The organism is Aureimonas sp. D3 (assembly GCF_001463805.1).
Taxonomy (GTDB): Bacteria; Pseudomonadota; Alphaproteobacteria; order Rhizobiales; family Rhizobiaceae; genus Aureimonas; species Aureimonas ureilytica_A.
This window is the reverse complement of sequence record NZ_BBWM01000058.1, coordinates 1-23,175: the sequence shown is the minus strand read 5'-3', so window position 1 is coordinate 23,175 and position 23,175 is coordinate 1. Positions and strand designations below refer to the sequence as shown.

Annotated in this window: 17 protein-coding genes; 3 read left to right on the top strand and 14 right to left on the bottom strand. The window is 67.1% G+C overall.

Features of this window, described 5'->3' with window-relative positions:
- Positions 1-182: 182 nt before the first annotated feature.
- The 8 genes from AUL36_RS17635 to AUL36_RS17600 form a co-directional block, all read right to left on the bottom strand.
- Positions 183-1,700: a sulfatase-like hydrolase/transferase gene (locus AUL36_RS17635; protein ID WP_062222821.1), complete on the bottom strand. Its 1,518-nt coding sequence runs from the start codon at positions 1,698-1,700 to the stop codon at positions 183-185.
- The gene (locus tag AUL36_RS17630) at positions 1,684-2,721 is read right to left on the bottom strand and encodes an ABC transporter ATP-binding protein (protein ID WP_062222818.1); all 1,038 of its coding nucleotides are present in this window, start codon (positions 2,719-2,721) and stop codon (positions 1,684-1,686) included. The genes AUL36_RS17635 and AUL36_RS17630 overlap by 17 nt, the downstream gene beginning before the upstream one ends.
- Positions 2,718-3,614, bottom strand: a complete 897-nt coding sequence (locus AUL36_RS17625) for an ABC transporter permease (RefSeq protein ID WP_062222817.1) — start codon at positions 3,612-3,614, stop codon at positions 2,718-2,720. The genes AUL36_RS17630 and AUL36_RS17625 overlap by 4 nt, the downstream gene beginning before the upstream one ends.
- Positions 3,602-4,504: a hypothetical protein gene (locus AUL36_RS24280; protein WP_062222814.1), complete on the bottom strand. Its 903-nt coding sequence runs from the start codon at positions 4,502-4,504 to the stop codon at positions 3,602-3,604. Before AUL36_RS24280 ends, AUL36_RS17625 begins: the two co-directional genes overlap by 13 nt.
- Positions 4,505-4,509: 5 nt before the next feature.
- On the bottom strand, positions 4,510-5,643 hold the full coding sequence (locus AUL36_RS17615; RefSeq protein ID WP_062222812.1) for an extracellular solute-binding protein: 1,134 nt from the start codon (positions 5,641-5,643) through the stop codon (positions 4,510-4,512).
- Positions 5,644-5,706: 63 nt separating this feature from the next.
- Positions 5,707-6,510 carry a phosphonoacetaldehyde hydrolase gene (gene phnX / locus AUL36_RS17610; RefSeq protein ID WP_062222810.1) on the bottom strand — a complete coding sequence of 268 codons (804 nt, stop codon included), beginning with the start codon at positions 6,508-6,510 and terminating at the stop codon, positions 5,707-5,709.
- Positions 6,507-7,670, bottom strand: coding sequence for a TIGR03364 family FAD-dependent oxidoreductase (locus AUL36_RS17605; protein WP_062222808.1), 1,164 nt, complete (start codon positions 7,668-7,670; stop codon positions 6,507-6,509). The genes phnX and AUL36_RS17605 overlap by 4 nt, the downstream gene beginning before the upstream one ends.
- A gap of 136 nt (positions 7,671-7,806) precedes the next feature.
- On the bottom strand, positions 7,807-8,700 hold the full coding sequence (locus AUL36_RS17600) for a LysR family transcriptional regulator (protein WP_062222806.1): 894 nt from the start codon (positions 8,698-8,700) through the stop codon (positions 7,807-7,809).
- A gap of 238 nt (positions 8,701-8,938) precedes the next feature.
- Between AUL36_RS17600 and AUL36_RS17595 the strand changes: the two genes are divergently transcribed.
- Both AUL36_RS17595 and AUL36_RS17590 read left to right on the top strand, forming a co-directional pair.
- Positions 8,939-9,607, top strand: coding sequence for an HAD family hydrolase (locus tag AUL36_RS17595; protein WP_062222804.1), 669 nt, complete (start codon positions 8,939-8,941; stop codon positions 9,605-9,607).
- 110 nt (positions 9,608-9,717) lie between these two features.
- Complete coding sequence (locus AUL36_RS17590; protein ID WP_062222802.1) at positions 9,718-11,334, top strand: inorganic phosphate transporter; 1,617 nt, start codon at positions 9,718-9,720, stop codon at positions 11,332-11,334.
- Between the two features lie 243 nt (positions 11,335-11,577).
- Here AUL36_RS17590 and AUL36_RS17585 read toward each other — a convergent pair whose 3' ends face one another.
- The 3 genes from AUL36_RS17585 to AUL36_RS17575 all read right to left on the bottom strand — a co-directional run bounded on the left by AUL36_RS17585 (position 11,578) and on the right by AUL36_RS17575 (position 17,621).
- On the bottom strand, positions 11,578-14,397 hold the full coding sequence (locus AUL36_RS17585) for a family 16 glycosylhydrolase (RefSeq protein WP_062222800.1): 2,820 nt from the start codon (positions 14,395-14,397) through the stop codon (positions 11,578-11,580).
- A gap of 198 nt (positions 14,398-14,595) precedes the next feature.
- A complete protein-coding gene (locus tag AUL36_RS17580; RefSeq protein ID WP_062222798.1) occupies positions 14,596-16,605 on the bottom strand; it encodes an acyltransferase family protein in 2,010 nt (669 codons plus the stop codon).
- Between the two features lie 203 nt (positions 16,606-16,808).
- Positions 16,809-17,621: a metallophosphoesterase family protein gene (locus AUL36_RS17575; RefSeq protein ID WP_062222796.1), complete on the bottom strand. Its 813-nt coding sequence runs from the start codon at positions 17,619-17,621 to the stop codon at positions 16,809-16,811.
- Between the two features lie 373 nt (positions 17,622-17,994).
- On the opposite strand from AUL36_RS17575, the gene AUL36_RS17570 reads away from it, so the two are divergent.
- The gene (locus AUL36_RS17570) at positions 17,995-19,461 is read left to right on the top strand and encodes an O-antigen ligase family protein (protein ID WP_062222794.1); all 1,467 of its coding nucleotides are present in this window, start codon (positions 17,995-17,997) and stop codon (positions 19,459-19,461) included.
- Here the strand turns inward: AUL36_RS17570 and AUL36_RS17565 are convergent.
- From AUL36_RS17565 to AUL36_RS24275, 3 genes are all read right to left on the bottom strand, one after another.
- A complete protein-coding gene (locus tag AUL36_RS17565; protein WP_062222792.1) occupies positions 19,434-20,336 on the bottom strand; it encodes a hypothetical protein in 903 nt (300 codons plus the stop codon). The genes AUL36_RS17570 and AUL36_RS17565 overlap by 28 nt on opposite strands.
- 10 nt (positions 20,337-20,346) lie before the next feature.
- Positions 20,347-22,650 carry a polysaccharide biosynthesis tyrosine autokinase gene (locus AUL36_RS17560; RefSeq protein ID WP_082655909.1) on the bottom strand — a complete coding sequence of 768 codons (2,304 nt, stop codon included), beginning with the start codon at positions 22,648-22,650 and terminating at the stop codon, positions 20,347-20,349.
- A 315-nt stretch (positions 22,651-22,965) separates the two neighbouring features.
- The coding region (locus AUL36_RS24275) for a hypothetical protein (RefSeq protein WP_192843855.1) at positions 22,966-23,175 on the bottom strand (210 nt) is incomplete at its 5' end.

Genomic DNA, 23,175 nt, shown 5'->3' with positions numbered 1-23,175 from the left:
GCCCCCTTCAGGAACCCCATGCCGAGCCGTCGTCTCGCTTCTAAGCCGGCGTCGCGAACCGCTCCCGGACGCCGAGCCGTGCCCGGCGGGTGAAGGTCTGTGCCGCCCTCCGCCATGGGCCGAACTCGCTTGGAAGGGATTGCCGCGAAGAGCGCTCACATCCTATCGCAGAGCGCGGTTGTTCACCGCACCAGCGTGTCATCCTCGTGGGTCAGACGAAGTTCGAGAAGGCGTTCCATGCCTTCCAGTTTCAGAGCGATGGCGGCCGGGTCGCGAGAGCGCTCGCACCGTTCGAGAGGATCGTCGACGAGATCGAAGAGGACCGGCGGCAGACCGGCGAAATGGACGTATTTGAAGCGCTCCGTGCGAACCACGTGGAGGCTGAGGCGGTTGGCCGGCAGGGCGAAGGCGTTCTGCGTCTGGCCTCGGGCGGGATCGCGGAAGTCGAAGCTCCAATGGGCGGCGTCCCGCAAGTTCTCCGGTCGCTCGCCGCGGCAGAAGGGCAGGAGGCTGCGGCCATCGACATTGGGCGAGGGAGCGACACCGACGAGGTCGAGGATCGTCGGCAGGATGTCGATCGACTGGCTGAAGTCCTCAATGCGACGCCCCCGCGCGGCATCGGCCTCGGGGCGGGGATCGCGCAGGATCAGCGGGATGTGCGCGGACTGGTCGAAATAGCCGAGCTTGCCGAGAAGCCCGTGGTCGAAGAGCTGCTCGCCATGGTCGCCCGACAGGACGATCAACGTCCGATCCCAGCGCCCGGCCGCCTTCAGCGCGGCGACGATGCGCCCCAGATGATGATCCACCTCGGCGACCAAGCCCGCATAGGTGGCCCTGAGGCGGCGCGCCAGACGCTCGTCGGCCGCCGCTGCGAGGCCGCAGAGGCCGGGTGCGAAGCCGGCGAGATCGACGGTGCGCTGGTGGAAGGCGATCAGCGGATGCTGGGCGGCGTCCCGCTCGAAATCGCCCCAGCCGATCGGAAGGGCGATGTCGGCCGGGTCGAGCCGCGAATGGAACGGCTCGGCGACGGCAAAGGGCGGATGCGGCGCGATGAAGGAGATATGGGCGAAAAAGGGTTCGGGGCCGGTGACGGACAGCCAGTCGAGGAAACGGTCGGTCAGGAAAGCCGTCTCGGAATCCTCCGCCGCGAAGACGGCGGGCGCGCCGAAGGGCCTTTGCGCAAAGATCGCCTCGCGCCCGCGCTCGGGGTTGGGCACGTCGTAGCCGCGCTTCTTCAGGTGCGCGAGCCAAGGCCCGGCGCGCTCGGTGAGCAGCGTGTCGGCCTCGATCCCGGGCGCGAGGCCTTCGTAATCGCCGCATGCGGGGTCGCCGGGTTGGAGCGTGCGAGGGTCGGCCGTGGTGTCGGTATAGCCGAAGAGAACAGGCCGATAGCCGGCCCGTCGCGCCTCGGAAAAGACGGTGGGGTGGCGCGCATCGAGCGGGGTGCCGTTCTGGATCGAGCGATGCTTGTGGGGATAAAGGCCGGTGTGCAGCCCCGCCCGCGCCGGACCGCAGGGATAGGCCTGCGTGAAATGGCGCTCGAAGGTGACGCCGCCCTGCGCGAGCGCCTCGATATGCGGGAGCGGCAAGGGTGCGCGGCCGGGGCCGTGATCGGCGCGCCACTGGTCGGCGGTGACGAACAGGATGTCGTAGCCTCGGGCGGCTTCCGGGCGTGACGGGGCCTCAGATGGGGAAGACATGGGCGTCCTTCGGGTCGATCGCGACATGGACGCGGGCGCCGGGCGCAAGGTCCGCGCAGTCGCGGCTCGGCCAGTCGACGCGCAGGCGCAGCGGCCCTTCCTCGCCCTTCAGCTGGAGGTAGAAGCGCGTCGTCTGGCCCTGAAACAATCGCGCCTCGACTTCGGCGGGCTCGCCGACCCCCGAGGCATTCCGGTGGATGTCCTCGGCGCGCAGGAAGATGCCGGCGCGCGCGGGGCTGCCGGCCACCTCGAACTCGATCGCGCCGAGCCGGGCGCGCCCGCCCCGCACGGGCAGTTCGAGCCGGTTGCGACCGCCGATGAATCCCGCGGTGAAGGCGCTGCCGGGGCGTTCATACAGCGCGTCGGGGCTTGCCACCTCCTCGATCCGCCCCGCGCGCATGACGGCGATCCGGTCCGCCATAGCGAGCGCCTCGGACTGGTCGTGGGTCACGATGATCGCGGTGGTTCCGACCCGCTGCTGGATGCGGCGGATTTCGTCGCGCAGGTGGTCGCGCACCACGGCGTCGAGCGCCGAAAGCGGCTCGTCGAGAAGCAGAACGTCCGGGTCGGAGGCCAGAGCGCGGGCGAGCGCGGTGCGCTGCTGCTGGCCGCCCGAGAGCTGGTTGGGATAATGGCCGGCGCGCTCGGACAGGCCGACGAGCTCGATGAGTTCGTCCGCGCGGGCGCGGATCTTGGCGGCGTCCGCGCCCCGCACCTTCAGGGGGAAGCCGATATTCTCGGTGACCGTCATGTTGGGAAAGAGCGCATAGGCCTGGAAGACCATGCCGATCGGGCGCTTCTGCGTCGGCATATGCGTGATGTCCCGGCCGCCGAAGAGAATGCGCCCTTCGTCGGGCGAGGCGAGGCCCGCGATGCAGCGCAGGAGCGTGGTCTTGCCGCAGCCCGACGCGCCGAGCAGAGCGATCATCTCGCCCGCCGCGATGCTGAGATTCACGTCCTGAAGCGCCGGCTTGCCGTGATAGTGCTTGCCCAGCCTCTGAATGTCGATCGTGGCGCTCACGGCTTGGCTCCCTTCCCGGCGCCGGCGGGCGCCGAGGCGCTGCGTCCGGCGTTGAAGTAGACGACGGCGACCGACAGGAGAAGCGTCACCGCGAAGTTGATCATGGTCATGACGGCGAGCACGTTGAAGTCGGCATCAGCGCTTTTGAGCATGTTGAGGAGATAGAGCTGCACCGTCTCGAAGCGGCTGCCCGTCGTGATTTGGACGATCGCGATCTCGTTGAAGGAGACGGCGAAGGCGAGGATCGCGCCGCTGGCGAGGCCCGGTCCGATGCTGGGCAGGATCACATGGCGCAGGGTCTGCCCGGTCGAGGCGCCGCAGGTGCGCGCGGCTCCCGTCAGTTCCTCGACCTTGGCCGCCGCCATGGCACCGTCGATCGACCAGTAGACGAAGGAGAAGGCGACCGCGACATGGGCGGCCAGAAGCAGGCCGAGCGTGCCCTGAGCCTGAGGCACATAATCGCCCGTCGCGCGCAGGAGCCCGAAGGCGATCACGAGCAGCGGCATGGCGAAGGGGATCGCGGCCAGCGTTTCCAGAACGGGGCGGATCGCCGGATTGCGCACGCGCTGCCAGTAGACGGCGGGCGCGACGAGCAGGAGGTCGATCACCGCCACCGCCACGGCCAGCCCCAGCGAGCGCAACAGGACGGCGCGGAAGCGCTCGTCGGAAAAGGCGTTGATCCAGTTGGCCAGCGTGTAGCCGTCCGGCAGGACTTCGCTCGTCCAGCGCGTGGCGAGACTGTAGAGAAGGACGGCCGCGATCGGCAGCAGGATGTAGAGCGCGGCGAGGATCAGGAGCGGCAGGGCGCTCCAGCTCGCGCGCACCGGGCCTTCCCGGTGGCGGCGAAAGGTGCGCGCGGGGCCGGGCGCGGTGGACAAGGTCACGTCAGCCATTTCAGACCTCGGCGGGTGAAGAGGCGGAACAGGAGAAGGCTGACCATCGCGAAGATCATCAGGATCACCGCCATGACGGGCATCCGCTGGCTGCCGAACAGCGAGCCTTGCAGCGTACGGCTCATATCGATCGTGATCAGCGGATAGGCGGCGGGCGATCCGCCCATCAGCGCGACGGGCGTTCCGTACATGCCGACCGACCAGGTGAAGATCAGCAGCCAGGAGGCCAGAAGAAAGGGGCGCAGCACGGGCCAGCCGACATGGCGCCAGAACTGGAGGCGGGTCGCCGAGCAGCATTGCGCGGCCTCCCACCACTCCTCGCGCAGGAGCGCCATCGAGGGGAGCGAGAAGAGCACGAACATGGGAACGTTGGTGTATTCATAGGCCAGCACCAGCCCCCAGAAGGAGTTGGCGGCGGGCGGCACCATGTCCAGCCCGGCGGCGCGAACCATCAGCGTCACCATGCCATAGGTGCCGAGCGCGGCCACGAAGGCGAAGCCGATGCCGATGCCGCTGAAATTGGCCGCGACGTTGAGAAGGCCGAGATAGAGCGAGCGACTGCCGCGCGCCATGCGCGACAGGACCCAGGCGAGCGGCGCGCCGATGAGAAGCGCGATCATCGCCACGCTGAAGCCGAGAAGCAGACTGTTGAGAATGGCGGCCCGCGCGGTGCGCGAGCCGAAGACGCCGATCCAGTTGCCGAGCGTGAAGCCGGTGCCGGTGGCATCGGCGAAGCTCGCCCGCAGCATGACGAAGCAGGGCGCGAGCAGAAGAGCGCCGGCCACGAGGATCAGCGGAAGCGCCGGCAGCCAGTCGCCGACGAGCCGCGCGGCGCGAGACGGGCGGGCCGCCTCGGGCGGCGGAGGAACGACGGGCGTGCCGGCGCTCATGGCGATCAGCCTCCCGCGACCTGTTCCTGCCAGACGCCCGCGATCGCGGCGACGTCGAGATCGGCCCAGTTCTTGATGACGTGGACGCCTTCATACTGCGCGTCGGGCAGCCAGCCCGCCTTGGCGTCGGCCGGCAGGTCGAGATCGCCGAGCACCCAGCGGATGGGACGCGCGCCGAACTTGGCGAAGGCGATCTGCGCCTCGTCGGAGAGAACGAAGTCGAGCAGGAGCTTGCCCGCGTCCATCTTGGCCGTGTTGTAGCGGTTGATCATCAGCGCCGAGGGCGCATAGATCGTGCCCTTCGGGATCACGACCTCGGCGTTGACGCCCTTGGCCTTCACCTGGGCGGCGGCGGCGATGCAGTTGAAGTCGTACTTGATCTGGATCGGCACCTCGCCGCGCTCCAGCGTCTGGGCGTTCTTGGCGGCCGTCGAGAATTGCGGCAGCATCTTCTTGGCGAACTCGGCGCCCGGCGCGAGGTCGGTCTCGCTGCCGCCATGGGCATAGGCCCAGGCGATGAAGACGGCGAGATCGGTGCCGCCCGAGCCACCGGCATCGATCGAGCCGATGAGGCCCTTGTATTCCGGCTTCAGGAGATCGTCCCAAGAGCGCGGCACGTTCTTGACGACGTCGGTGTTGACCACGAAGGCGGGCACGCCCGTATAGGTCGCGACCCAGCCGCCTTGCTTGCCCTTGAGACCGGCGGGCAGCTTCGCGGCCAGCGGCGGCATGAAGGGCGGCACCACGCCGCGCGCGTCGGCCACGGGGCCGAAGAGAATGCCGATATCGGCCGAGATGGCGACCGGGTTGTTCTTCTCGGCGTCGAACTTGGTGATCTCTTCCAGGGAGCTCATGTCGGTATCGACATGGTTGATGGTGAAGCCGTACTTGGCCGCCATCTTCTGGAGGACTTCGCCGTAATTGGCCCAGGAATCCGGCATGCCGTAGCTGACGAACTCGGCGGCCTCGACCTTGGCCTTGGCGATATCGACCGGCGCGGACCAGTCGCTTTCGGCAGCGAAGGCGGCCAGGCTCCGGGGCCGGGCGAGCCCGAAGACGGCGGCGAGACCGAGCGTGCCGGTGCCGACCAGGAAGCGGCGACGGTCAACCGCCGCGCGCAGAAGCTTGGATGTCGTCATGGGAGATGTCCTTGGTTTGGGCGATCCGCCCGACGTTTCGGGCCGGAAAGAAGGGGAAAGGGGTCAGGGCCGTTCGCCGCGGGTGATGCGCGCCTCGATCTCGTCGATCACGGGCAGAAGGTCGGCGACGCTGTCGATGACGACATGCGCGCCATGGGCTTGGAGGGCGGCGCGGGCGCGCTGGCGCAAGGCGGCGCGCTCGTCCTGCGACAGCGCGGCCAGCTCGGCGAGGGACAGGCCCGCTTCGTTGCCGCTGAGCGCGACGCCGACCGTCCAGCAGCCGGCATGGACGCCCTCCTCGATGCCGACGCCGGTGTCGTCCACCTTGACGGTGCGCCAGGCCGGCCAGACGCCTAGATCGAGAAAGGTGCGATACATGTTCATCGGGCTCGGGCGGCCCTCGGGCAGGTCGCCGGCGCAGACGAGATTGTCCGGCGAAAAGCCCTGGGCGGCCGCCAGCGGCAGAAGCCGCTCCATGATCGAGCGCGTGTAACCGGTGGTGGAGCCGATGCGGCAACCGCGTTTGCGCAGCGCCGCCACCGTCTCGGCCGCGCCGGGCACGAGCTCGGCATAGTCGGCAACGACCGCCTCGTTCATCGGCACGAAGATCTCGTAGATCCGGTCCACGGCCGCGCCGTCCGCCGCCGTTCCCTGCGCCGCTTCCCAGGCCTTCGCGATGCGCGGCTCGGCGAGCATCGCGGCGATATGGTCCCATTTCGGCCTGCCCATCGGCCCGCGCGCTTCCGCCACGGAGACGGCGACGCCGAAGCGCGCGAAGGCTTCCACGAAGACGCCCATCGGGGCTCGCGAGCCGAAGTCGATCACGGTGCCGGCCCAGTCGAAGACGACGGCTTTGATCTCGCTCATCGCGCGATCTCCTTGTGTTGGAACAGGTCGGCTCCGAGGCCGAAAAGCTCGCCGACGACCTCCTCGCCGAGCGCGAAGGCGGTGGAAGCGCCGGTGCCGCCGGTGACGATGGCGAGGCGCACGTTGGGCTCGGGCGCCTCCACCAGAACGGTGCGGTCGGTGGCCGAGGCGTAGGTGCCGATCCAGCGCTCGGCGACATGGCGGCCCGGCAGATCGAGCACCGCGTCGAGTTCCGACAGGATCAGCGCGTCGAAGCGCTCGCTGGCGAAGGGCGCGGGGTGGTCGCCATAGACATGGCTGTCGCCGACCACGAGCGAGCCGTCGGCCGACTGAACGGCGATCAGGTGAATGCCGGCCGCCCGCTGTTCGGCGGCGTCCCGGTCCAGTCGTCGGCCCAGCGGCGCGGCCTCGGGGAGATCGGCAAAGCCTTCGTAGCGGGCAAAGGACAGATCCGACATCACGGCCGCGCCGAGCCGCACGGGCTTTGCCAGGGCGACGCGCAGCATCTGGAGCGTGCAGATGCGGATGCCGGCGGAGCGGATGCGCTGGGGATAAAGCGTGGCGAGATCGTCGCCGGGGCAGACGACGACGCGCGCGGCGCGCACGAGACCCGCCGAGGTCGCGAGTCCCTCCGGCACGACCGCCTGAACGGCGGTGCGCCAATGGAAGGTGACGCCGTGCGCTTCCGTCAGCCAGGCGGCCAGTCTGGGCACCGCTTCGCGGGATTCGACGCGCAGCTCGTGCGGGCTGTGAAGCACGGCGCGCGCCTTATCGAGGCGGAGCGCGGGAACGAGAGTGGCGGCCTCGCTCACCCCGATCATCCGGCAGTCCTCGCCCATGTCGGTGCGCAGGAAGGCGTGGAGAACCTCGGCCGCTTCCTCGCGGTAAGCCGGCATGACGAGCCCGTGATGCCGGACGGGAATGCGAGCGAGCGGCGCGACCTCGGCCCAGACGTCGCGGCTGCGCCGCGCCCGCGCCCAGTGCGCGCCGGCCTTTTGCCCTGTCACGGTGACGAAGCCGAAATTGCGGATCGAGGCGCCGGTGGCCGCCGCGCCGCGATCGACGACCGCCACGCTGAGGCCTTGCCGCACGGCCGCCAGAGCCATTCCGAGGCCGACAATGCCGGCGCCCACGATGGCAAGATCATAAGAACGGGTCATAGCGATGTCGAAAAGAAGCCAAAGGGCAGCACCATCTGCCGGTGCCGCCCATTTAAACCTTCGACATGACGCTTCTATGAATGATCAGTAAGTATAGATATAGACTATAATTGGAGATCTTGGTCGATACTTGGTTTCAGAATCGGGCGGGCGCCGATCCCTCCACTTTCTCTCCCGCTATCGCCAGAAAGGCCGCGACGGCGGAGTGACCGACATATTCGGGAAGGGTCACGAGATAGTGGCCGATATCCGCGCCGGCCCCCTTCAGAATGGCGACATCGATATGCTCGTCGGCCTCGACCTCGCCTTCCACGGCGATGGCCAGCCCGATGCCGACGGCCGCGGCCGCATAGGCGACGTCCAGTGTCGCGACTTCCATGACGGGATCCAGCCGAATGCCCGCCTCGCCGGCCAGCGTGTCGAGCAGCGCGCGCGTGCCCGACAGCTTGTTCCACAGGACCATCTTCTGCCTGTCGAGGTCCCGGAGGGAAAGAATTCCCGCTTGCAGAAGCGGATGCCCCTTGCGGCCATAGACGAGGATGCGGCAGCGGACCAGTTCGAAGCAGGCGAAGCGCGGATCGGGCGCGGGGCGGGAGATAGCGGCGACGTCCAACTCCCCCTTCAGAACCGCCTCCATCAGTTCGGCCGAAGGCCCGCCTCTCGTCACCACGCGAATGTTGCCGTGGCGGCTGACAAAGGCGGAGAGCATCGGCATGATCAAACGATGGGCGCTGAAGCCGATCGACAAACGCCGCTCTGCCGACCCGCCCGCCACCGCCATGTCGCGCTCGATCTCGTCGAGACAGGCCAGCGCGATGCGGATCTTGGCGATCAGCGGCTCGGCATCGGCCGCTACACGCACCGAATGCCCCTCGCGGTTGAAGATGCGGAACGGCGCGGCCGCTTCGAACGCCTGAACCTGCGTTGAGACGGTCGGCTGGCTGACGCCGATCTCGCGCGCTGCCTTGGAGAATTGCCCCGTGCGGGCCAGGGCATCGACGGCCCGAAGCTGGGCAAGAGTGGGCGCCATGCAGATGTCTCCGAGTTCGGCAGGGGGCCTTCCTTAGCATTGGTTCGCGCGCACGCGGAGGCATTGCCCCCATCCGCCGTCAGGTCCGATCCGCTTGTGGGGCTGAGGCCGTCACGGACCATGGGCAAGGACCGTGATCGGCCTACTCCGTTTGGGCTTGCTTCGCCTCCCGTCAGCCGCTTGTCATCTCCATCGCCTAGGACTCCATCGTCCCCAACCGATCGGCAAAGGCCCCGGCATGGATTCTGCTTGTCAGCCCGAACTGGTGATCTTCGATTGCGATGGCGTTTTGATCGATAGTCAGGCGATCCAGTGCCGGATCGATGCGCAGGAACTGACGAAACTCGGATTTCTGGCCAGTCCCCATGACCTCGCGCGAGCCTTCGTCGGCCGAACCACAAGAGACATGATCGAGCATGTCGAGCGGTCGCTCGGGCGAGCGCTCCCCGATCGTTTCGAAGCCGACCGGGATCATCTGGTGGAACAGGCCTACCGCACCGAGCTGCGGGCCATCGAAGGCGTCGTGGAGGTGTTGGAGGGCGTCGGTATCCCGACCTGCGTGGCATCGAACGCCGCGATGGGGCACCTGCGATATGTCCTGGAGTTGACCCGTCTTTTGCCTCATTTCGAGGGGCGATTGTTCGGTGTCGATCTGGTACCCCGTCCCAAGCCCGCGCCGGACCTCTTTCTCCTGGCCGCCAGAACCATGAATGTCGCGCCGGCCAGATGCCTCGTTATCGAAGACAGCGAAACCGGCGTTCGGGCCGCGGTCGCGGCAGGTATGCCGGTCTTCGGCTTTCACGGGGGAGGGCACTGCTACCCCGGCTATGAGGCGCGGCTGGTGGATGCCGGGGCGATGCGGGTCTTTTCGGACATGAGAGAATTGCCTGCCCTTTTGCGGCTTTAGGGCACGCGACGTCACGCCGTTCCCCTCGTCGCACCGAGTGATCCGGCCGCTATCGCGCCTCTGTCATATGGGCGCGCTACGATCTCTCGTTCACAACTTCGAGAGGGATCATGACGATCACCGCTGAACGGACCGCCGCAGACGTCGCAGTAAGACGCCCTGATCTCGATCGTGGTCTGGGAGCCGCCGGACGATGGGGCTTCGTGGTCGCGACAGGGGCCGCCATCGCCTATGTCGCCTATAGCATCTACGCCGACGCCAGCGCCGCCGGAGTCCAGCCGACCACATATCTGCCCTTCATTCTCCTGTTCGTCTCGCTGCTGATCGCATTGGGCTTCGAGTTCGTGAACGGCTTCCACGACACGGCCAACGCGGTCGCAACCGTGATCTACACCCATTCGCTGCCCGCCCATGTCGCGGTCGTCTGGTCCGGCGTCTTCAACTTCCTGGGCGTGCTCGTGTCGAGCGGTGCGGTGGCCTATTCGATCATCTCGCTTCTGCCGGTCGAACTGATCCTGCGCGTCGGGTCGCAGGCCGGGTTCGCGATGGTCTTCGCGCTCCTGATCGCCGCCATCGTCTGGAACCTCGCCACCTGGTATTTCGGCCTGCCCTCGTCCTCGTCCCACACTTTGGTGGGCTCGATCATCGGCGTCGGCGTCGCCAACGCGGTCTTGAGCGGTCACGGCGGCACCGCCGGGGTCGAGTGGGGCGAGGCGGCCAAGGTCGGCTATTCCCTGCTTCTTTCGCCGATTCTTGGTTTTGCCCTGGCCGCCATCCTGTTCAAGGTCATGCGCGTCCTCGTGCGCAACGAGGCGCTCTATCGCGAGCCGAGCGCGAACACGCCGCCTCCGGCCTGGATTCGCGGACTTCTGATCTTCACCTGCACGGGCGTGAGCTTCCTGCACGGCTCCAACGACGGGCAGAAGGGCATGGGCCTCATTATGCTCATCCTCATCGGAACGGTGCCGACCGCCTATGCCCTGAACCGGGCCGTGCCCGAAAGCTACATGCCTGAGTTCCACCAGCGCGCCGAGGCCGTCGTCTCCGCGCTGGCCCCGCGCGGCCCCTACCGCGTCGACGCCGCGGTGACGGCCGAGGCGACCTTGCAGCGCTATATCTCGCAGAAGACCCTTCAGCCCGACACGCTGCCGGCGCTTGCCTCGCTCGCCACCGACATCGACAAGGAGGTTTCGCGCTACGGCTCGCTTCAGGCCGTGCCGGCGGCCGTCACGAAGAACGTGCGCAACGCCATGTATCTCGCGTCGGAAGCGATCAAGCGTCTTAAGGCGGACGAGACGGTTTCCCTGACACCCGACGAGACCTCGGCCCTGTCGGCCTTCAAGGCCTCGCTGGATGCCGGCACGCGCTTCATCCCGACCTGGGTCAAGGTCGCCGTGGCCTTTGCGCTCGGCCTCGGCACGATGGTTGGCTGGAAGCGCATCGTCGTGACGGTGGGCGAGAAGATCGGCAAGCAGCACCTCACCTATGGACAGGGCGCATCCGCCGAGCTGGTCGCCATGGCGACGATCGGGCTGGCGGACCGGTTCGGCCTGCCGGTTTCAACGACGCATGTGCTGTCGTCGGGCGTCGCAGGCACGATGGTCGCCAACGGCACCGGCCTGCAGATGAGCACGGTGCGCAATCTCGGCGCGGCCTGGCTCCTGACTCTGCCGATCTCGATGCTGCTGTCGGCGGGCCTCTACGCCCTGTTCCTGCAACTGGCCTGATCCCAGTGGGCCCGGCGGGTCGTCAAGGCCGATCGTGCCGCAGCACTGCCGGGCCAGCCCCTGATCGATATCGGCCTTTCACGCCAAGCGGGCTTTCTGGCCCAAGAAAGCCGGAGCATTTCCCGCGAAAGCCGGGTCGGTTTTCGCGCCGGGACACTGCGAGAAACGAGCGCCGGGACTCAGAACCGGAAACAGAACACTCGGCCGACCCGAAGTGTTCTGTCCCCGGTCCCTAGACCCGTCTCAGGCGAACACGTGGTGATCCGTCAGGTCCTTGATCGTCTCGTTCAGGATCGTCACCTTGTCGCCGCCGTCGAAGAGCAGCACGACCGAGCTGCCGGACTGGATCATGCTTGGCAACTGCGCCCCGTGCCCGTAGGCGGACCAGTCGATCCGGTCTTCGGCGGCGTTGAAGTCGCTGATCGTGTCCTGACCGCCGCCGGGGGCGAAGACGAAGAGATCGCGCCCTTCGCCGCCGGTCAGCCAGTCGTTGCCGCCGCCGCCCCGGATCGTGTCGTCGCCGGCCTTGCCGTCGATCACGTCGTTGCCCGCGCCCCCGGTCAGCACATTGCCGAGCCCGTTGCCGATCAGCGTCGCCGCTGTGGAGCCGGCCGTGGCGCGAATGGCCGAGCCGGTGAGGACGAGCTGTTCCACGTTGGCGGGCAGCGTGTAGTCGATCGAGGCATAGATCGTGTCGCGGCCTTCGCCGGCATTTTCGATCACGCGGTCGCCGGGATTGTCGACATAATAGGTGTCGTCGCCCGTGCCGCCGATCATCGTGTCGGCCCCGGCCTTGCCGTCGAGAACGTCGTTGCCCGCCCCGCCCGACAGGATGTTGTCGAGCCCATTGCCGAGAAGCGTGTTGTTCAGGGCGTTGCCGGTGCCCCGGATGGCATTGCCTTCCAGAACCAGCATCTCGACATTGTCTGATAGCGTGTAGTCGATCGAGGCGCGAACGGTGTCATAGCCTTCGTTCGGTGCTTCCACGACCCTGTCTCCGGGATTGTCGACCCAATAGGTGTCGTTGCCCGTGCCGCCGATCATCGTGTCGGCACCTGCCTTGCCGTCGATCGTATCGTTGCCCGCGCCGCCCGACAGGATATTGTCCATGGCGTTGCCCGTCAGCGCATTGTCCAGCTCGTTGCCGGTGCCCCGGATCGCCTTGCCTTCCAGCGTCAGGTACTCGACATTGTCGGGCAGGGTGTAGTCGACCGAGGAGCCGATGCCGTCGCGCCCCTCGCCGGCCTTCTCGATGACGACATCGCCCACATTGTCCACGGAATAGAAGTCGTTGCCGGTGCCCCCGATCATCGTGTCGGCGCCCGCCCCGCCGATGATCGTGTCGTTGCCGCCGCCGCCGATCAGCGTGTTGGCCTCCGCATTGCCGAACATCTGGTTGGCGAGATCGTTGCCCGTGGCCTTCAGCGCGCCCGCCAGAAGCGTGATGTTCTCGACATGGTCGGGCAGCACGTAATCGACGCTGGCGCGCACCATGTCCCTGCCGCCATTGGCCTGCTCGACGATCGTGTCCTTCGAACTGGTGATCGTATAGGTGTCGTCGCCCTGCGTGCCCACGAAGGCCTGAGCGACCGGCTCCTTGACGATGGCGGCCTGCTCGGCGGCGGCGTGGGCGAGGGGGCTCCCGTCGAGACTGTAGGCCCTGATATAATCCACCTTCAGGTCCGCCGCCTTGAAGGTCGAGAGATCGGCCGTCTTGTCGATCGCGAGATTCACCAGCATGTACATGGGGCCGTGCATGTCGGCCGGGGTCGCGATGGACTTCACCGCCGCGCCGTCGAGATACCAGGTGACGGTGGAGGCCGTCCACATCACGCCATAGGTGTGAAAGCCGGCGGTGAGGTCGGGCGTGAAGATCGTGCTCGACAGCGGCACGTCCTTGCCGGTGGAATAATCGTGCGTGGTGGCTCCCCAGGCGTCGGTGCCATGGCTTTCCATCACGTCCAGCTCAGAGCCGTTCTTGCCGGTCGTGTAGAGCCAGAAGGCGGGCCAGACGCCTTGGCCGGCGGGCACTTCCATGCGCGCTTCGAAATAGCCGTAGGTCTGGGTGAAGCTGTTGCGCGTCGTCAGAAGGCCCGACGTATACTGATAGCCGTAGAGCGCGCCGAGCTGCGCATCGGGCGTCTTGTCGGCATGGATGCTGAGAATGCCGTCCTTGACGCTGAACGGGTTGGTGGTGACGGCCTGCCCATTCTTATCGAGCATCGCGGTGTCGACATAGAGCTGCTTCTCGCCATTGCCCGGCAGCGTGCGCGCCATCACGGCGTTTCGATCACCGCCCCAGCCATAGTCGGTGCGCCAGGTGCCACTGTCCTTGCCGTTCCAAAGATTCAGCGAGTTGAAGTCGTCGTTGAAGGTCTGCTTGAACTGCGAGGTGTCGAGCTTGAGGTGGAAGTTGTCGGCGGTGAAATCCTTCACCTGCGTGTTCAGGATCTTGACCGCGTCCGTCTCGGTCAGTTTCAGGATCACGTCCGACCCGACCTGGGTCATCGCCGCCTTCACCTGCGCGAAGGACTTGAAGTCGTAGCCGCTCAGCCGGATCGTGTCCGGGATGATCGAAGGGCCGGACGTGCCGCCGGGATGGAAGTCGGTGATGACATCGTAGCCCGACTTGGCGCTGAAATCGAAAATGTCGCCGCCGCCGCCGCCCGTCAGGACGTCGTTGCCCATGCCGCCATTGATGATCTGGAAGCGGGCATTGCCGACGATATAGTTGGCGAGCGCGTTGCCGAACACGCCGTCGGCATAGCCGACCACGGCGTTCTCGACATGATCGGCCATGACATAGCTGCCGACGAGGTTGACCGTGTCGATGCCGCCCGTCGCGGTTTCCACGATCTTGGTTCTTTGATCGACCTGATAGTATCGGTCGTCGCCGTCTCCGCCGATCAGCGTATAACGACCCATGCCGACCGAGAAGGCGTCGTTCTCGGCCGTTCCCGTCGCAACTCCATTGATCAGCTTGGAGCTGTTGTAGCCATTGGCCGTCTTAACGTATCCGCCGCTGAGCTTGACGGGATTTCCGAAGAAGTCCTGAAGCGCCATGATGCATCCCCTTGATTTATCAGGATGCTACGCGGCGAGTTCCTAACTCCTGTAGAGGTTGGTCTTTATGATTTTAATGAAGACCGCTTTCGCACGATCTGTCGCAGCTTTGTGATCGGCGAATGGTGAATCATGAGATGATGCAACAAAGACAGTTCTGTTAGCTGGGCGTTGTTGTGCCGCCCGGCTCGGCCGTGCTCAGCCGCCGGGCTGCAGCGCCCGCGCCAGCACATCCGATAGCGCCAGCGCGCCGCTTCGGCTGAGATGGTTGTCGTCGGCATAGAGCACCACGCCCTCGCGCTGCATCGGGCAGCCTTCCGCCACCGAGCACAGGCTCGCGCCGACATCCACAAGCTGAAAGGACTGCGTGCGCGCCAGATCGGCGAAGGCCGCGCGCAGCGGGGCCTGGCGGGCTTCGTGCAGGGCCAGCGGCAGGCTGGCCTGCGCGGGATGGCCGTAGAGATCATGCAGCATCAGGGCGCGGGGCACATCGTATCGCTGCTCGGGAATGAAGGCGACGAGACTCACCTGCATCGGCGCCAACCCGTCCATCAGGCGGGCGAGGCCGCGCCGGAACACCGCGCGGTTTTCCGCAAGGCTCGGCGCCGGCGAGGCATCGTCCGTGATGAGCCAGTTTTCGCCCTTGCTCTGGCCGAAACGATTGCCGAGGAGCGCGCTGGTCCAGCGGGCGGTGAGGACCGCTTGTTTCAACTCGGGATGGCGCTTGGCAAAAGCCAGCGCCGCGTCCACGAAAGCACGGCAGTCCGGGTCCGGCTGATCGACACCGGCCAGCGCGAAGCAGCCGCTATGAACCAGCGCATAGCCCTTGCGCCCCATCCGGCGCGCCGCTTCGCTCATGCCGGGCAGGCTGGCGTCGGCGAAACTGTCGCCCATGAAGAGGAAGTCCGCCTCGGCAGCATGGGGATCGCCGATCACGCAGGCCTCGCCGGCCCGAAGGCGCTCGGGCGCGAGGCGGTCGCATGCGGCGCGGCGCGGATTGGTGTCGAGCGCGGCGGCGGCATCGGCGCGGGCGCGTTCCGGCAAGCGTCCGGGAAAGCCCGCCGTGACCTGCCCGAGGCCCGCGAACAGAACCACCAGCGCGCCGAGCGCCGCCGTGCCGAGAAACAGACGCCCGCGCGTTTCGGGCCGCTCATGGCGGAAGGGCCGTTCCACGAAGCGCCAGGAGAGAACTGCGCAGGCGAACATGGCGACGAGCGCCAAACCTGTCTCGATGCCCTCCGGCTCGCGCATCAGGGCATATCGCAGCGCGACGATGATCGGCCAGTGCCAGAGATAGAGCGAATAGGAGATGAGCCCGACGAAGACCAGCGGGCGGAGCGACAGAAGGGCGCTGACCCGATGGCGCTCGCCCCGTCCGCCATAGAGGATCAGGGCCGCGCCGATCACCGGCGGCAAGGCGCTTTCGCCGGGAAACAGCATCCCCTCGTGATACAGGGCGAGCGAACCTGCCAGCAGAGCAAGACCGAGAAGGCTCGACGCTTCGGCGCGCGCGCGCGAAGGCGGTGCGTGCGGGGCCAGCGCCACCAAGGCCCCCGCCAGGATTTCCCAGAAGCGCGTGAAGGGCAGGTAGAAGGCGAGCGTCGCATCGACCCGCACCAGCCAGATCGACAGCGCCAGGGACAGGACGAAGCCGATCAGCACGACCGCGCGGCGGCGCGAGGTCCCGGCGCGCCCGATCGCCATCGCGACCAGCGGAAACAGGAGATAATACTGCTCTTCCACCGCCAGCGACCATGTGTGCAGAAGAGGCGCGAGTTCGCTGGATGGGTCGAAATAGCCGGTCTTGGTGAGGAAGTAGATGTTGGAGAGGAAGGCCACGGTCGCGGCCATGCTCTGGCCCAGCGACTTGTAATCCACCGGCGTCAGCACGAAGGCGAAGCCGATCACTGTGGCCAGCATCACCACTGTGAGCGCGGGAACGATGCGCCGGATGCGCCGCTCGTAGAAGCGCGCGATCGAGAACGTGCCCGCGTCCACTTCCGAGAAGATGATGCGCGAGATCAGAAAACCGGAGATGACGAAGAAAATGTCGACCCCGACGAAGCCGCCGGGCAGAAGGCCGAGATGGAAGAAGACGACGGCCAGAACCGCGATCGCGCGCAGTCCGTCGATGTCGGCGCGGTAGCTCGGACGAGCGTTCACCTGCGCCTGCGAAGCGCCTGCGCGCCGCGCGATCTGATCAAGCATGGCGAACCGAATGTCGATCGAGGGCGCTGAAGCAGGTCTGCATGGCCGTGTCGTCGCCTTTGAAGCGGTGAAACACATGCCGTATAAGGCTTCGACGCCCCCAAACCAAGTGCTTCATACTTTATAGGAATGGACGGTCGGCCGGCAATTTGGAAGCGGCTGCGCGGCTGCGGTGTCGCGCAATCCATGCAACGGGCCGATTTCTAGACCGACAGAATCCTCACCCCGTCGGCCGCGATGCGCGCCACGCTGAGTTTGCCGCCCCGGCAGGCATTGGTGTCGAGGCCGATGCGATAGCGCGAGACGAAGGGCTTCTTGCTCGGCGTGTGCCCGTGGATGATGGTGCGCTCGAAGGGCGCTCCCTTGTGCTCCAGAAAGGGCGCGCGCACCCAGAGAAGATCCTCGTCGCTCTGCTCCTCCAGCGAGACGCCGGGGCGCACGCCGGCATGGCAGAAGAAGTAGCGCGGCGTGGTCAGCGCGGCCGGCAAGCGCTTCAGGAAAGCCAGATGCGTGGGCGGCATCTCGCGCGCGAAGCGGCGGATGATGTCCGACACCGCCCGGCGCCGGTCGCCCGCCAGATGCTGGAGGTCGTAGCCGTAGGAAAACAGCGTTTCCGCGCCGCCGAATTCCAGCCACCATTCGGGATCGACCGTACCTTCCACGAGGCGCAGAAGCATGTCGTCGTGATTGCCGCGCAGGCACAGCCGCCGGAAGCCGTCGGGCGCGGGCGCGATCAGGTGATCCAGCACGCCCGCGCTGTTCGGACCCCGGTCCACATAATCGCCCAGCATCACGATCAGCTTGAGGCCGGGCGTCAGGCGACCGTCCGCGACGATGCGCTGTTCCAGAAGGCGCAGATGGTCGATGCAGCCATGCACGTCGCCGATCGCGTAGATCAGCGTCGGCTCGCCCGGAAGTGTCAGGCGGGGAAAGGGGGCTTCGTTCGGAGCCAGCCGCGAGGGCTTGCCGCGCACGCCGGACAAGGGGCCCAGCGCCTTTTCGATCCAACCCGTCATTCCCTGTTTCATGCCGCTCGCCAAAGGCCTGTTCCCTCCGTTCGAGGGTGTTATAGGCAAGAGCGGGGGAGCGTGCGACGAATTTGGGGCGCGATCCTCGACGAAGGACGCGACACATGATCCCTCCTGCCTTCAAGTGCCTGTTTCGAAAGCGCGTCGGCTCGGCTCGGCGGTTCTTGTCCGGCTCCCGAGGGCGAGCCACTTCTCTCGCCCGTCCGCATGGATTTTGGTCCATGTCAGCCGTTGCCGCCGGCATCGACTGCGCTTCGCTCCCAGCCTGCGAACGAAAATCTCTCGATCATGCTCCGCCCGGAGGTTTCGTTTCCGGTTTCCAGCCCGCCCGGCGGGCCCTGTCTGCCGACCGGAGCCATTGGTGATCGGCGCGCTGGGGCAGGGGAGCCGCCCGGTTGTCGCCGCCCGTCTCGCGCTGATGGGCGTGCTGGTCTTCGCCTTCGTCTGGAAGGCGGCGACGCCGCCGATCCCCGCGCTTCTGACCGCTCTCGGCTTCGGCCTGATCGGGATCGCCGCCGCCTTCCGCCGCCCGGCCGACCGGCGCGTCGCCCGCTGGTTCGACACGGCGATGGGGCTGGCCGGCGCGTTGGCGCTTCTGGCGCTCGCGCAGGCGCTGCGGCTTGGCCATCATCCGCTCGCCAACCCCGCATGGGAGGAGGCTGCCGCGCTGCTCGGACCCTTGCCCGGCGCGATCTCCGTCGCCCCCTTCGACACGCTTCAGGCGCTGCCCGCCGTGATCGCGCCGTTTCTGGCCTTTGCCGGCACGCTCGCCTTTTTCGACGAAGATCGCTCGGCCACGGCCTTGATCCGATGCCTCGCGCTGCTCGGCGGTGCTTTCGCGCTGTTCGGCCTCGTGCAGGTGACGCTCCTGCCGGGCAGCCTGTTTCTGTTCGAAAAAGCCTATTACATCGACAGTCTCACCGGCTTCTGGGTCAACCGGAACGTGGCCGGTGCGCTTTTGGGCGTCGCAAGCTTCGCCGCTCTGGTCTGGCTTCTGGACGTGGTGAAGGGGATCGACCGGCCGCGCCGGGTCGCGCTTCTCTTGCGTGAGGACGATACGGGGCTTTCCTCGGCGCAGCTTCTGCCCGCCGCGCTTCTGGCGCTCTGTCTTCTGGCGCTGTTCCTTACCAAGTCTCGCGGCGCGCTGGTGGCAACCGGGGCGGCCTATGGCGTGGTGCTGCCGCTTCTGATGCAGGATGCGGCGGGGCGTCTTTGGCGAGGCCGAGGGGCAGGCATGGGCCGCCGCACCGTCTGGCTTCGGATCGCCGCCGTCGTGGCGGGGCTTCTCAGTGTTGGCTTCGTCGTTCTTCTGTTCGGCGGGTTGGCCAGCGCGCGCCTGATGCAGGAGGGCGTGGACGAGGGCCGCCTGTGTTTCTATCGCTCCGCTTGGGCCGCTTTGCGCGCGCAGCCTTGGCTCGGCTGGGGCCTCGGCACGTTCGACAGCGTGTTTCCGCTGTTTCGCGAGCCTGATTGCGGCGCGCTGTCCATGTCGGTCTCGCGCGCCCACAATGCGTATCTGCAAGGGCTGGTGGAACTCGGCCTGCCCTTCGCGCTCTTCGTGATCGCGCTGGTGGGCTCGCTTCTGGTCCTGATTCGCGTGGGGGCTCACAATCGCATCCGCCGCCGCCATGTGCCGATCGCCGGGCTCGGCGTCGTGATTCTGCTGGCCTGCCACGGGCTGGTGGATTTCTCACCGCAGATTCCGGGAATGGCGATCTATACTGCCGTCTTTCTGGGCGCGGTCGCGACCATCGGCCTGCGCCGTCGCAGGGCAGCGCCCCAGCGCCCCCGGCCCGTCGATCAGGATGGAGCCTGGGCGGACGCCTGAAGAAAGCGCACCGGCCGCAGCGGCGGTGGTGTCAGCTCATGGCGCTCGGTGAAGCCGCAATCCTCGACCGGACGCGGCGGCGCGGCGTCGGCGGCTTGGAGAAGCTCGGCGAGCGCGGCCGGGCGCTCGGGCGCGGCGGTCGGCTTCCTGCCATTCCGGTTGATCCAGGCGTCGCGCCGATCCTGCGGCACGGCGCGCAACACGTCCTGAAGTGCCCCTCGCGTCTGCGGCCGATCCAGCGCCGCCAGAAGCGTCAGCGCGTCATCGGGCGCGCTCCCGGCCAGAAACCGGCAGAGGTCGATCCGCAGCGCGGGCTCGCCCAGCCGGGCCGGCAGGTCGAGGGTCTGCGACAGCGACACCCAGCGCACCGCCATGGCCGCGCCCTCGAAGGGCGACTGGCGGGCGGAGAGGGCCATCATCGCGCCGTAGCGTGTGGGTTCGAAGGCGGCGAGGCGGTCGAGCGCGGCAAGTCGCGCCCAGACGCCTCCGTCCAGCGGAGCGCAGCGCAGGAGGGCGGTGGCCGCGCCTTGCGCCGCCGCGAAACGATTGAGCCGCTCGGCCAGCGGCGTTTCATCCGCGACGTCGCGATCCAGAAGAAACAGCGCGGCGCTCAGCCGCGCCCGAAGCGGGCGCGTGGCGCAATCCGGCCCGGCCGTCCCGGCCGCCTCCAGCATGGCGCGCGAGGCAGGCGCGATCCGGGGCAGGGCCTTGGCCACTTCCAGCGCCTCGGCCGTGCGCGTCAGCGGCAAAGCGGCGATCTCGGCGCGCAGGAACGCTAGCGAAAGCCCCGCCGCGAGGGCTCCCAGAGCCAGCGCGGGAAGGCTGATGCGGCGGCGGGGCCGCGCGGCTGCGGGGCGGGGCGTCGCGCGGCGCATCGTGAGGCGCTCAGTTCTGATAATAGGCTTCGTAGCGCGAGGCGTAGAATTCCGACGATCCGTAGGCGCGATAGAGCTTCATCTTGGACGAATCGGACTTGGTGAGGATGATGCCGAGGCACTTGGCGCGCACGCTCGGATTGTCGCGCAGGATGCTGCGCACGACATGGCGCGCCGTGCGGCCCCATTCCACCACGAAGACAAAGGCATCGACCCGGTGCGCGAAGGCCTTGGCGTCCACGATGGCGCCGAGCGGGGGCAGATCCACCAGCACATAGTGGAAGTGCGGGCGCACGGCGTTCATCAGCGCGCCCATGCTGGCCGAGCTGAGCAACTCGCTCGAATGCGACACGCGTTGGCGCATCACGGCCGGCAGCACCGCGAGTTGACCCGAAGCGTCCCACAGGAGGTGCGGCTTGGCATCGCCATTTCCATCCAGAAGGGCCTCGATCAGCCCGGTTTGCGGGCGCACGGCGAGGCTGCGCGTCAGGCCGGGATTGCGCAGGTCCGCGTCGATCAAGAGCGTGCGCCGCTCGGGCGTGCTGAGCAGCATGGCGAGGTTGGAGGCCGTGGTCGACTTGCCCTCGGAGGGCAGGCAGGAGACCACGCCGATCACCTTGGTGGTCTCATTGGCGAGGCTGACATCGGCCGCGATGCGCGTGTTGCGCAGCGTTTCGGCGAACGAGGACATCGGATGGTCGCGCCCATAGGCGGCGATGGTGCCGGGCGCCCAAAGGCCGGTGCCCGCCATGAGCGGCGCGGCGGCCGTCGCCTTGCCGACGTCGCCTTCGCCCGGCCGCACGAGCGGGAGATAGCCCAGGAACTCGAGCCCGGTTTCGCGCCCGATCTGGTCGGCCACGCGGAAGAAGCGGTCGCGGAACTCGCGCCAGGCACCCGCGCCGGCCCCGACGCCGACACCCAGCATCATGAAGAGGGCGAGCATCAGCGGCTTCTTGGGCGCGCTGGGGGCGGTGGGCGCTTCGGCGCGCGTGATGATGCGCGCCTGCGTCACCGGGAAGGATTGCTGCTGGATGGTTTCCTGATAGCGCTTCAGGAAGCTCTCGTAGAGCGTCTTGAAGGCCTCGGCCTGCCGCTCCAGCTCGCGCAGGCGAACCTGCGTGGTGTTGGCGTCGGCGCTGACCGCCAGCGACTGCGTGAGATTGGCTTCCAGCGACTGCTCGCGGCTGAGCGCCACCTTGTAGGCGTTCTGGTAGCTGTCGGCGATGCGGCCGAGCTCGGCGAAGATCAGCCGTTCGTATTCGGCCATCTGGTCGCGCAGGCGCACGGCTTGAATATGGGTGGAGCCGAGCTTGGCCGAGATTTCGGCTTCGCGCCGCGAGGCGGAGAGATATTGCTCGCGCAGATTGTTGATCGTGGAACTGACCAGCGCGTCGTTCACCACGGCGTCGGTCCGACCGCTGTCGATCAGCTGCCGGATCTGATCGTAGCGCGCCTTGGCCTGCGCCGTCTCGGCCTTGGCCGTGACGAGCTGGGCGCTGACGCCCGTCAACTGCTGCTCGCTGACGAGCTGGCCGTTGGTGGCGATCAGGTTGTTCTCGGTGCGGAACTTCTCGACGGCGAGATCGGCGTCGAACGATTGTTTCTGCAACTCGGCGATGCGGTCCTGCAGCCAGCTTCCGGCGCGCTTGGTGGCGTCGTACTTGGCCTCCAGCTGGTCGTCCAGATAGGCTTCGGCATAGCCCTGCGCGATCTGCTGGGCCAGAACCGGCGTGCCGGCCTTATAGGAAATGCTGAGCACATAGGTGCGCCCGACGCGCTCCACCGCGACGTTGCGCGCCAGAATGGCGGCGGCGGCCGCGATGCGATCGGTCTCGTTCGTGTCGTCGATCTCGGGCGACCAGAACAGGCTGGGGACGAAGGCTATGAGGCTCTTCACGCCGCCCACCAAGCGCCCCACCAGGGACGGTGAGGCACTCATGAAGGCCTCGTTCTGATCGAGCTTGAGACGACGCGCGACGGCTTCGGCCAGATTGGTGGACTTGAGCACCTCCACCTGGCTCAGCATCTGCACCTCGTCCTGCAACAAGGCGGTCGGCTCGCTGTATTCGCTCATGACCTGGGGCGCGCCCTTGTCGATGAAGATGTCGGCCGAGGCGGTGTAAACGGGAACCGCCGTCAGGACATAGAGCATCCCCAGAACGAGGCCGCCCAGCGCGCCCGCCAGAACCAACCGGTACTGGCGACGGGCGATCGCCAGAATACGCTCGAAATCGATCAACCCGTTGGCCTGATGGGGCTCCCCCGCTTCGGGAACGCGAGAATCGACGGCGCGGGGCTCGGGAAAATGCAGCACGTGGCAATCCTGTTCGAAGCGGCCAGATCGACCCTAGCCGTTTTGGGCGCATTCGCACATGCGATAGAGTTTAAAATATGGAGGATTTGAACGATCCATTGATGATCGCTCAAATCCGAAGGGGGCTCGTTCTACGAAGTGGGCGTTTCTATTCGGCGGGACTGCGAAGAGGCACCGCTCCGGCCGCCATCATACCCGCCGATGGGTGGTTTGATTGCCGCCCATCAGCCATTCAACCTTCCAGGATCGAAAGCCCACATCGCGGCCGGCCGCATCGTCCGCTCATGTGCGGCCAAGGCGCGAAGGCTCCTAGCCTCAGCGTGCCGGGCTCGCGTCGCGGTTTTCCGTCACGGACGGCAGTGTGGTCGTGTTGGTGGTGATGAAGTTGTTCGTCACCGAATTGGTGACGAAGAAATTGCTCGTGCCGGCCGCGCCGTTTCCGTCCGTCACGGACAGCGAGGTGCCACCGCGCGACACGCCCGGGACAGCCTCGCCATTGGCAAAGGCGCTGGGGCTGTCGGTGGC